Origin of the sequence: Erwinia endophytica, assembly GCF_009295515.1 — a bacterium.
GTDB lineage: Bacteria > Pseudomonadota > Gammaproteobacteria > Enterobacterales > Enterobacteriaceae > Erwinia > Erwinia endophytica.
In genome coordinates this window covers 187,661-198,822 of sequence record NZ_RQVV01000061.1, presented here as the reverse complement: position 1 = coordinate 198,822, position 11,162 = coordinate 187,661, and the positions used below count along the sequence as shown (strand labels likewise).

The following is an 11,162-nucleotide window of genomic DNA, read 5'->3' as shown; positions in this document are numbered from 1 at the left end:
ACATGGGCAGGTAACATCACAAAAAAAACAGCATGTTACCTGATAAGTCGCTTAATGCGACAGAACCTAACTCAGTCCGGTTGTGATGATTTGTGATGTTTGGCGATTGATCAGATCGCTCAAACCGGATTGAGTTCCCTTCAGTGATCTACTATTAAGCGCAGTTATTTAGATTGTCGATGTAGCACCCCACTTTACGCCAGAGTTTCTCTGGCGTTTTTTTATTTTCGGGAAATGAGTTGTTCTTTGAGGGGACCCACGAAGTTATCGTCCTACTGTGGCACAAGAGATGAGAGGCGACCATTCCATTAACAAAGTCGCTCTACCTGTCAAAACTGCCAGCTATACGAAAATGTGTAAGTTGTTATCCTAAACCTAGTTTCCAAAGTTATGACATCTACAGGCGATAATAACAATGTTAAATAAAAAAATAAATACCGACTTTGAACTATTTACTCACAAGACCAACCAGAATGAGACTTTCATTAAACATCTGGACATACTGAATGATAATCAATTTCTAGTTAAGCTTCATATTTATTACCAGCATGAAAATTACGATGATGTAACAACCACGCCTGATCTTATAAATCCTATGTTTCTTCTGGAGTGTTGTAGGCAAGCGGAGACTTACATTGCCCACCGAGTATTTAACTTACCGCTCTCCTTTAAGTTCATACTAAAGTCTTGGTGGCTATCAACTATTCAAGACGGTTATGAAAACATCAAAAAAGCGAACTGCAATGAGATTAGTATTTATATCAAATCAGACTGTTCCCTAATCAAGGGGGACAAGCTAAGAAATAATGGGTATCTATTTTCAATCAGGGCTGGGGATTGCGTAATCAGTGAGGCCTATTTCAACGTAGGCTACATGCGAGGTGAAAATTACCTAAAAGTCAGGGGGGGTATACTTCCTGTCAATCAAGTGATCTTGACCCGCTATATCCAGACAGCTTTTGTCTCTAAGTTAGTGTTATCCGTCGGCTCCGGTATTCCCTCGGCGAGAGGTATCCCAGTGCACTGTGTGGATGGTTTTCATTGTAATGCTCGAACGCTGCCGCCAGGTTTATCATCGCCGTGCGCACATTCGGTTTTGCCATGAAGATGATGTAGTCACTTTTCATCGTTTTTACGAACCGTTCAGCCATGCCATTACTCTGCGGACTGCTCACTGCTGTTGTGCACGGCTCCAGATTCAGTTCCCTCGCGAACCAGCGGGTTTTCATGCGCTACATAAGCTGAACCGTTGTCCGTCAGCCACTGGATGGATTTTGCCGGTAACTGATTACCGAACCGCTTTTCCACTGCACCCAACATCACATCCTGTACCGTGCTGCTGTCGTAACCACCTGTACTGGCAGCCCACTCTATGGCTTCTCTGTCGCAGCAGTCCAGTGCGAACGTTACCCGCAGCTTTTCGCCGTCATCACAGCCGAACTCGAAGCCATCTGAACACCATCGCAGATCGCTTTCTGCCACTGCAACTTTACCGTTATGCTCACGCTGCGGACGTTGTGGTTTGTCGTGCAACAGCAACAGGCTGTTCTCACTCATTACACGATAAACCCGTTTGGCATTCACGGGGGGAAGCCCTTCATTGCGCGACTGTTTTCGCAGTATCGCCCACACCCGTCGATAGCCATAGCCCGGCATATCGCTGATGATCGCGAGGATACGCGGCAGCAGTTCGGCATCTGCTTCCTCATTCCGTCTGTTACAACGCCCGTCCTGCCAGTCGGCAGGACGATTGACCCGAAGGGATAACTGCGCACGCGACACGCCTAAAGCCCGGCCGACCTGTGCTATTCCCTGTCCTTTGGCAACAAGGGCGCATGCGCTATCCATTTTCGCGACTGACCGTACTCCACCGCTTCTTTCAGGATCTCATTCTCCATCGTCTTCTTACCCAGAAGACGCTGAAGCTCACGGATTTGTTTCAGCGCGGCGGTGAGTTCTGAAGCCGGAACGACCTCTTCACCGGCAGCCACTGCGGCGAGGCTGCCTTCCTGATACTGCTTTTTCCACTTGAACAGCAGACTGGGCTGAATGCCATGAAGACGGGCGACATGGGATACCGACATTCCCGGCTCCATCGACTGCTGAATAATGGCGATCTTTTCCTGAGGCGTTTTACGCCGACGGGCTTCTTGCCCCAACAGTATTCCTGTCATCTCAAAATCAGAACCAGTGTTAGACATATGTTTAAGCCTATCTTTTATTTTAAGATACATCTACTGTCTGGTGTTTCTCGGGGCCGCCCCAGAACAACCGCCAGATAAGCCCAGCGTTTGCCCGTCCAGATGTAGGTCACGTCGCCGCACCAGGTCTGATTAGGTTCCGTTACTGCAAACTGGCGATCCAGATGATTAGGGATATCCACATGCTCTTTTGTGGCTTTTTTGTAGCGATGATCCGGTTGCTGGCAACTAACAATATTCAGCTCTTTCATTATCTTACTGGCCCGCCAGCGACTCAACGGAACACCTTTTGCGCTGACCATATCGGCAATGCTCCGGGCCCCCGCAGAGCCATTACTGGCATGATAAACTTCACGAACCAGGCTTAGTATAATGATGTGTTTTGCATCAGGTTTCTGCGGTCGGCTTAGCCAGTACCGATAGCTACTGCGATGGATCCCGAACACATTGCAAATAAAGGCAACAGGAAACCGCGTCCTGAGTTTCTCAACTAACGAGAATTGTTCAGGGAGTCTGACATCAAGAGCGCGGTAGCCTTTTTTAATATATCGTTTTCCATTTCAACACGTTGCAGTCGTTTTTCTAATTCACGAATGCGAAGTTGCTCAGGCGTCATCGGAGAGGCCTTTGGGGATTTCCCTGCGCGTTCTTCTTTAAGCTGGCGAACCCATTTATCCATCGTGGATTTACCGACATTCATTGCCGTTGCAGCGGCGGCAACGGTGTAGTGCTGATCGAGTACAAGCTGGGCAGCTTCGAGGCGAAACTCGGGGCTAAAATTACGTCTGTTACGTCCGGTCATAATGTCACCTGTTTTGACTATGAGGCGATGATATCACCTCTATTCAGGTGGCCAGATTTAGTATTCCACTACATCTGGCGGCGGCAAGTCCTGACTGAGATGAAATTATCGAGGCGTACCTGGAACAATAAAGTCGCACATATGAGAGCGATATTTAATCATGCCATAAAGAAGGGGATGATACCTGCCGGGGAAAATCCTTTTAATGGCGTCGTGACGCGACCAGACATTAAGCGTAAGAAAACGCTGACGCCTAATCAGATGAGCGCTATTTATCTCATCATGCAGTCCTTTGATGAAGCCGAGCGGCTGGGCACCGTACAACACCCAAGGCGATGTGCCTTACTGCCTGCCTGGTTTTGGCTGACGGTGCTCGATACCCTGAAATACACAGGAATGCGGCAAAACCAACTTCTTAATTTGAAGCTTGGTGATATAAACCTTGAGTCTGGGACCATTAATCTCCGGGCTGAATCGGCAAAAAACCATCGTGAGCACGCAGTCCCTATAGCGAAGGCTCTTCGTCCCGGGTTGCAGGCTCTGTATGACAGGTCTGTCGCTCTGGAAGCTAAGCCCGAAGATCCGCTTTTCAACGTGGCCCGGTTCTCTGGTAAACGCCGCGATACAGAAAGCAGTATGGATCCCCAACCCCTGAGAGCTTTTTTTCGTCGCTTGTCGAAAGAATGCCGTTCAGAAATTTCGCCTCACCGTTTCAGGCATACCATCGCAACGAATATGATGAAATCCCCTGATAGAAACCTGAGAACGGTGCAAGCCTTACTGGGACACTCGACAGTCAATGTCACACTGGAGTACGTGGAAGGTAATTTAGATGCCATGAGGACAGCAGTGGAAGAGGTTTTTGCGAGGTAAGAATAATCTTAAGCCAAATCTAAGTGACTGATAGCAAAAAAGTGAGGCTTTTCTTTACAGAAGATTGACACTGCCGGTGGGAAACTGTAAGAATTCTTATCGGATGGACGTGAGAAATCCGGAGTGCGCTTAGAACACACTCCGGATTCTTAAGTTCCTTTGTTCAACAACCCAAGTTGTGTGTCTTATCGCGACAACTAAGGTTCTGATTTCGGGAACTATTTTCATGCCCGTTAAGGATCTCAACTCTTAACGAACAGGCTCTGAAGATGGTGCCCGGACTCGGAATCGAACCAAGGACACGGGGATTTTCAATCCCCTGCTCTACCGACTGAGCTATCCGGGCAACGGGGCGCATTAAACCTTACAGGTTGCAAGGCGTCAATGGATTTGTAGTGAAATGTGAACCAATTGCACTATTTTCCAGCAATAGTCGCTGTAAATAACGCGTTAGTGGGGAAATTTCCTGTGTGTGTGAGGTATTCCGCCACCTGATTCAGGGGCAATGCGCTGGTTGTAAACCGTTGCCTTGAACCTGAATCAGAAAAATGCCATCATTGCGGCACTTCTGTCACCATTCAGTTAATCCGGGATCGCAGCCATGCAAGCTATTTTGCTGCCATACAGCCACTTTCACCCTTTTAATCCGGTGTTGGGTTGTCGATCCGTTTGTCATATCCTGTCGAAAAATTCTCTCATCATGCGGTGAGGTTTTCATACGCTTACTGTTGGGCATGAGTAAAAGCAGATTTGCTCTGATTTTACTGATGTCTATTGGTCGAAGCTGGATCCAACTGGTCTGAAACCATCCTGACACCTTTCGCCGGGTGAGGGCTGTCGCCTTTTCCCATTGCTGTGCCTTTGGCACTCACTCATCCTTGACGCCTGAGGATTTGTGTTATGACACCACTGAAGATTGCAGCCAGCACTGCTGTCGCTATTCATCTCCAGACCGGCCGCGAGGTCGTCACCCTGGAAAACACTGATTTTACCGATATCGCGGCGGTGGTCGTTTCCGTAGCGGACTCGCGTAGCGGCATGCTGACACTGTTGCGTCATACCGGCTTTAATCTGCCGGTGTTTATCTCGCTGGATGCGCCGGATCAGGCACATGATTTGCCGGAAGTCACTGGGTTGTTGACTGGGGCGGATGACGATGCGATTCGTCTGGAGGCCGCGGCCTCGGCCTATCAGGCTGCGCTGTTGCCGCCGTTTTTCAATACGCTGACCAAGTATGTGGCGATGGAAAATAGCACCTTTGCCTGTCCAGGGCACCAGGGGGGGGCGTTTTTTAAAAAGCATCCGGCGGGTCGCCAGTTTTATGACTTTTTTGGTGAAAATATTTTCCGCGCCGATATGTGTAATGCTGATGTGAAACTGGGAGACCTGTTGATCCACGAGGGATCGGCTAAGCATGCACAAAAATTCGCGGCGAAGGTCTTCAATGCCGACAAAACTTACTTTGTGCTTAACGGGACTTCCAGCGCCAATAAAGTGGTGACTAACGCGTTGCTGACGCGTGGCGATTTAGTGTTGTTCGATCGTAATAACCACAAATCCAACCACCACGGCGCGTTGATCCAGGCGGGGGCGACGCCTATTTATCTGGAAACAGCACGTAATCCATTTGGCTTTATTGGCGGCATTGATGCTCGCTGTTTTGATGAAGAGTACATACGTAAGCAGATTAAACAGGTTGCTCCTGAGCGTGCCAGTGATGCCCGTCCATTCCGTCTGGCGATAATCCAGCTCGGTACCTATGACGGGACCGTTTACAATGCACGTAAAGTGCTCGATAGCATCGGTCATTTGTGTGACTACATTCTGTTTGACTCGGCATGGGTGGGGTATGAGCAGTTTATTCCATTGATGGAAGACTGCTCGCCATTGCTGCTGGATCTGAACGAAAACGATCCGGGTATTTTTGTTACTCAGTCGGTTCATAAACAGCAGGCCGGATTCTCGCAGACTTCGCAGATCCATAAAAAAGATAATCACATTCGCGGACAGCAGCGTTTCTGTAGTCACAAACGCCTGAACAACGCCTTTATGCTGCATGCGTCGACCAGCCCATTCTATCCGTTATTCGCCGCGCTGGACGTTAATGCCAAAATGCACCAGGGTGAGGCGGGCCGCCGCTTGTGGCACGAATGTGTCACGCTGGGGATTGCCACGCGTAAGGCGATTATTGAAAAATGCGAGATGATCAAACCGTTCATCCCTGATGAGGTGGGCGGCAGGCCATGGCAGGAGACACCGACGGAAATGATCGCTGCCGATCCGCGTTATTTTAGCTTTGAGCCCAATGCGGCATGGCACGGTTTTGCTGGTTACGAAAAAGATCAGTATCGGGTCGATCCCTGTAAACTGCTGCTGACTACCCCCGGCATTGACGCGGCTAGCGGCCAGTATGCTTCATTCGGTATCCCGGCGACCATTCTGGCTAATTACTTGCGTGAAAATGGTGTGGTACCAGAGAAATGTGATCTGAACTCGATTCTGTTTCTGCTGACGCCTGCTGAAAGCAGTGAAAAAATGGCGTACCTGGTGGCGAAGCTGGCGCAGTTTGAGCAGCATGTCAGGGAAGATGCATTGCTAAGAGATGTCCTGCCGACGATTTACCGTAGAAACGCGGCGCGTTATGCCGGTTACACGCTGCGCCGATTGTGTCTGGAGATGCACCAGCTGTATGTCAGCTATGGGGTGAAAGATTTGCAGAAGGCGATGTTTCGTCAGGAGAGCCTGCCGAAAACGGTGATGAATCCGCAGGATGCTAATCGGGAGTTTATCCGGGGTAACGTTGAACTGGTACCGATTGCCAAAGCCGAGGGACGTATTGCTGCTGAGGGGGCGTTGCCTTATCCGCCTGGCGTGCTGTGTGTCGTGCCGGGTGAAATGTGGGGCGGGGCGGTGCAGCGCTATTTTCTCGCGCTGGAAGAGGGGCTCAATCTGTTGCCGGGTTTCTCGCCAGAGCTGCAGGGCGTCTATGCCGAAGCGGATGAACAAGGTGTTAAGCGTTTGTTTGGTTACATGATTAAGCAATAATACGATTGATCAATATCCGGCGGGGGGAGCGAAGGCGGTCGCTGACGCACCCCCTGCAATCAGGCTGTCAATGGCTCTCTATTTCCCTACTGTCTTCCCTGGCCTGACGCATGATGGCTTTGGCAATCCATTTCCCAATCTCTTGCAGTTGATCATTATCACAGCCCCAGATATCTTTCATCACCAAAAAAATCTCCGATCCATACACCAGCGATAGCGACTGGATGACGCGCTCCACCATCTTTGGCGGTAATTCATTGTTCAGCGGTTCTACCACGTGCTGCAACAATGCTTTCCTGTTCCCCCTGACCAGCCGTTCTTTTTCCGGCTGAGTGGCGGCTTTCGATTGTGCCCACTGGGTCAGTGACAGATGCAGTGCCGCGCGAAGGGTACCTTCATGTTCCAGCATACGGGGAAAGGCGAAAGTCAGCAGCTCGTCGATACGCTCTCCGGCTTCTTCGCGTGAAGGACGCCAGTTTTTAATCGGACTCAGTGTTTCCATCACGATAGCTGAGACCAGCGCACTCTGCGTTGGAAAATAACGGTATGCCGTTGCTCGGGAGAGTTGAGCCTCATTGGCAACTTCAGTGATGGACGGGAACGCGCCGCTATCGAACATTTTCATTGCAGTTTCAATCAGTAAGCGACGTGTTCTTGCTCGTGTGGCGGTTAATTTGCTAACCCCAGCGTAATCCCTTTGCTCCACAATAACCTCATTTTTACGGTTGAATCAGCTTGTTGCTCAAGCTATTGACGAAGACAGAACCAATAATAACTTGCGTTATCATTGGCCAGAACCCATGGCACAGGTTCTGTATTAAGCATAGTCAACATCCTGGCGATAGGGGTATTACATCCAATTGATTTATAATTAATGAAGGTGATACTGTTATCTCAGAACTCGGGATGTTGGAATGTCTCTGTGGTTATTTACGTTTTTATTGGTTTTTTATCAAGTCTTTATTGTGTCTGATAACAGGGTGTTGTGACGACTATGACTACAAATACCGGATATATCTATGCTGCAGCGACGGTAGATACTAAAGGAATGGAACTGTTTTATGTCAGTGAATGCATTGCCCGTGCGGGGGTTAACGTCCTGACGGTAGATTTGTCTACTCAGCCTGTTAGTGGTCCTTCGGTGGCAGATTTTCCACCGGAACTGGTCGCTGATTTTCATCCTCAGGGGCGCGATGCTGTGTTCTGTGACGACCGGGGGAAGGCCATTGATGCTATGGCGCTGGCATTTAAGATTTTCCTGAGCAAGCGTCAGGACTTGATCGGCGTCATTGGTCTGGGGGGATCTGGCGGCACGGCCCTGATTACGCCAGCCATGCAGGCGTTGCCTGTCGGGGTGCCGAAAGTGATGGTCTCGACCATGGCCTCGGGTGAGGTTTCCGGTTACGTCGGCGCCAGCGATATCAGCATGGTTTATTCGGTAACGGATATGGCTGGATTGAACCGTATCTCCCGCAAGGTGCTGAGTAATGCAGCGCACCAGATTGCCGGGGCGGTGTTCTTTGAAACCAGCAGCGAGGAAGAGGAAAAACCGGCGCTCGGTCTGACCATGTTTGGCGTCACTACGCCATGTATCCAGGCCGTCAGCGAGGGGCTGGAAGAGGACTACGATTGCCTGGTATTCCATGCGACTGGTAGCGGCGGCAGAGCGATGGAAAAGCTGACCGAGAGCGGTATGCTTTCTGGTTTGCTGGATCTCACTACGACGGAAGTGTGTGACCTGCTTTTCGACGGTGTGCTGGCCTGCGATCAGACTCGTTTTGATGCCGTCGCGCAGCATAAAATCCCTTGTGTTATCTCTTGTGGCGCGCTGGATATGGTGAATTTTGGCCATCCATCGACTATCCCAGCGAAGTATGCCGGACGATTGTTCTACCACCACAACGCGCAGGTAACGTTGATGCGCACCACGCCGGAAGAGAATGTGGTGGTGGCGAAGTGGATTGCAGATAAGCTGAATCGTTGCGCAGGCCACGTCTCGTTTTTGATCCCCGAAGGTGGATTCTCCGCGCTGGACGCGCCGGATCAGCCGTTCTGGTCACCCGAGGCGGACCGGGCTTTTATCACCACGTTGGAAGCGCATTTGCAGCAGACCAATCGGCGTAAAATCATCCGTCTGCCTTACAACATTAACAACCCTAAATTTGCTCAGGCGGCGGTGCAGCAGTTCCGTCAGCTTACAGAGAAGGAGTTCTGAATATGGCCTTTACCCGTCATGAAATACTGAAAAAATTCAAAGAGATGATTGCCAGGCGTGAGCCGATTGTCGGCGGTGGCGCCGGTACGGGGTTGTCGGCTAAATGTGAAGAAGCGGGCGGTATTGATCTGATAGTTATCTACAACTCTGGTCGTTATCGCATGGCCGGACGCGGCTCGCTGGCGGGGCTGCTGGCTTATGGCAACGCGAACGATATTGTGGTGGATATGGCGAAAGAGGTGTTGCCGGTAGTGAAAAAAACCCCAGTGCTCGCCGGGGTTAACGGTACCGATCCTTTTTGCCATTTCGATAAGTTTCTCGACGATCTGAAAGCCATGGGTTTTTCTGGTGTGCAAAATTTTCCGACCGTTGGGCTGATTGACGGTAACTTTCGCCGCAATCTGGAAGAAACTGGTATGGGATACGGGCTGGAAGTGGAGATGATCCGTCTGGCGCATCAGAAAGAGATGTTGACCACGCCGTACGTGTTCAGCGCAGAGGATGCGATTGCGATGACTGCCGCTGGCGCCGATATTATCGTGGCGCATATGGGATTGACTACCGGTGGCAATATTGGTGCTGAGACCGCACTTAAGTTATCGGATTGCGCGCCGCTTATTAATCAGTGGGCAGAGGCGGCAAAGAATATTCGCAAGGATGTGATTGTGTTGTGTCACGGTGGGCCGATTTCCAGCCCGAAAGATGCACAGTACATTCTTGACCACTGCCCGCAGTGTGACGGCTTTTACGGCGCAAGTTCGATGGAGCGTTTGCCTACCGAGGTCGCACTGACTGAAACCACAAAACAATTTAAAAATATAAAGCGTTAATTTTTTCCCAACACCAGGGAACCTCACCCTTAATCATCCAGCGGATCTGACGATCCGCTTTTTTTATGGGCGGTTCAATACAAATGATAGCTCTTTTGGGCCTTGCTCACTTTGTACAGATAGCGGCGTGATTCAGCCGAAGGATGGTTGGTGACCAGCCTTTGATACACTTCCGATGGCGATAAATTGTTAATATTCGCAAAAGCCTGATCCTTGTTGCTGGAGAAGACTCTCAATACGCTACCCGCTCCGCCATTGTAAGCGGTTATCACCGCGTAACGCCGCGAAGTTGGGTCCATAATCCCCGCCAGGTAGTTGTTCTGCAATAAGGCCAGATAAGCCGTACCCGCATCGATATTGTTTTGTGGATCGAGCAGGTAGCTACGACTTGGTTTGCCCCATTTTCCTTTCATCCGGAATACATCCACACCTGCGGTATGCTGAACCACCTGCATCAAACCCAGGGCATCAGAATGGCTGACCGCATACGGGTTAAAGCTCGATTCAATCTGCATAATCGCCAGGATTAACGACTGATCAACACCGTATTTCGTGGCAGCTTCACGCACCATCGGCAGGTATTTGTGCGCACGTTTGTCGAGGTGGTTCGGTACCATCGGAATGGTGACCGACCAGATAACATGCAGTCCAACCGTGCGGCGCTGTAGTTTGTTCTGGATCAGATAGTCGGCAAAGTTGGCCGCACGGCCCTGCCAGCGAATGGGTTGACCGGTATTATCCAGTACCTCGCCGTACAACAACGGTTCTTTACCAATCTCAATATCATTGGCATCGGAATAGAGATCGACGTTACCCGGATTATCACTGATCAGTAGCGTGGTGATAATGGCCTGACGCAGGCTGGCCATCGGATCAGTACCGGATATGGTCTCGATGGTGATGGTACCGGCATCAAAGTTGATGTGGCTACGGGTGTAATATTGATCGCTGTACTTAACGTAGTCCTTGGGACCGGCGATCAACACTTCATTGATGCCCCAGATATTTTCAATGTTGTGGGCAAATTGCCCCATCAAAATGTCAAATCCGTTGGTGTCTTTGACCCATTCTTCGTGGAAAACCGGTTTTTTATGGCTGGAACAGGAGATCAATAACGGTGCTATGACCAGCAAACTAATCAGCTTTTTATTCATTGTGTCGTGCTTCGCCCAAATTGAGAGAGCCTCATCTGTGAG

Annotated in this window: 6 protein-coding genes, 1 tRNA gene and 3 pseudogenes; 5 read left to right on the top strand and 5 right to left on the bottom strand. The window is 50.1% G+C overall.

The window, feature by feature from the left end:
- Positions 1-415: 415 nt before the first annotated feature.
- Positions 416-763: pseudogene (locus EH228_RS20915) on the top strand (AfsA-related hotdog domain-containing protein); the annotation flags it as partial.
- A gap of 202 nt (positions 764-965) precedes the next feature.
- On the opposite strand, the pseudogene EH228_RS20080 reads toward EH228_RS20915, so the two are convergent.
- Together EH228_RS20080 and EH228_RS20610 are read right to left on the bottom strand one after the other, a co-directional pair.
- Positions 966-2,174 (bottom strand): annotated as a pseudogene (locus EH228_RS20080) (IS3 family transposase).
- An 89-nt stretch (positions 2,175-2,263) separates the two neighbouring features.
- Positions 2,264-3,003 (bottom strand): annotated as a pseudogene (locus tag EH228_RS20610) (IS3 family transposase); the annotation flags it as partial.
- Between the two features lie 99 nt (positions 3,004-3,102).
- Here EH228_RS20610 and EH228_RS20065 point away from each other — a divergent pair.
- The gene (locus tag EH228_RS20065) at positions 3,103-3,876 is read left to right on the top strand and encodes a tyrosine-type recombinase/integrase (protein ID WP_240116334.1); all 774 of its coding nucleotides are present in this window, start codon (positions 3,103-3,105) and stop codon (positions 3,874-3,876) included.
- 270 nt (positions 3,877-4,146) lie between these two features.
- On the opposite strand, the gene EH228_RS20060 is transcribed toward EH228_RS20065, so the two are convergent.
- Positions 4,147-4,222, bottom strand: a tRNA-Phe gene (locus tag EH228_RS20060).
- Positions 4,223-4,776: 554 nt separating this feature from the next.
- On the opposite strand from EH228_RS20060, the gene EH228_RS20055 reads away from it, so the two are divergent.
- Positions 4,777-6,921: an ornithine decarboxylase gene (locus tag EH228_RS20055; RefSeq protein WP_152323376.1), complete on the top strand. Its 2,145-nt coding sequence runs from the start codon at positions 4,777-4,779 to the stop codon at positions 6,919-6,921.
- Between the two features lie 67 nt (positions 6,922-6,988).
- On the opposite strand, the gene EH228_RS20050 is transcribed toward EH228_RS20055, so the two are convergent.
- Positions 6,989-7,627 carry a TetR/AcrR family transcriptional regulator gene (locus EH228_RS20050; protein WP_152323375.1) on the bottom strand — a complete coding sequence of 213 codons (639 nt, stop codon included), beginning with the start codon at positions 7,625-7,627 and terminating at the stop codon, positions 6,989-6,991.
- A 288-nt stretch (positions 7,628-7,915) separates the two neighbouring features.
- Between EH228_RS20050 and EH228_RS20045 the strand changes: the two genes are divergently transcribed.
- The gene (locus EH228_RS20045; protein WP_152323374.1) at positions 7,916-9,136 is read left to right on the top strand and encodes a Tm-1-like ATP-binding domain-containing protein; all 1,221 of its coding nucleotides are present in this window, start codon (positions 7,916-7,918) and stop codon (positions 9,134-9,136) included.
- 2 nt (positions 9,137-9,138) lie between these two features.
- Positions 9,139-9,966 (top strand): phosphoenolpyruvate hydrolase family protein, encoded by an 828-nt coding sequence (locus EH228_RS20040; protein ID WP_152323373.1) that lies wholly within the window; start codon positions 9,139-9,141, stop codon positions 9,964-9,966.
- A gap of 74 nt (positions 9,967-10,040) precedes the next feature.
- Here the strand turns inward: EH228_RS20040 and mltC are convergent, their stop codons facing one another.
- Positions 10,041-11,120, bottom strand: coding sequence for a membrane-bound lytic murein transglycosylase MltC (gene mltC / locus EH228_RS20035; RefSeq protein WP_152323372.1), 1,080 nt, complete (start codon positions 11,118-11,120; stop codon positions 10,041-10,043).
- Positions 11,121-11,162: the final 42 nt, after the last annotated feature.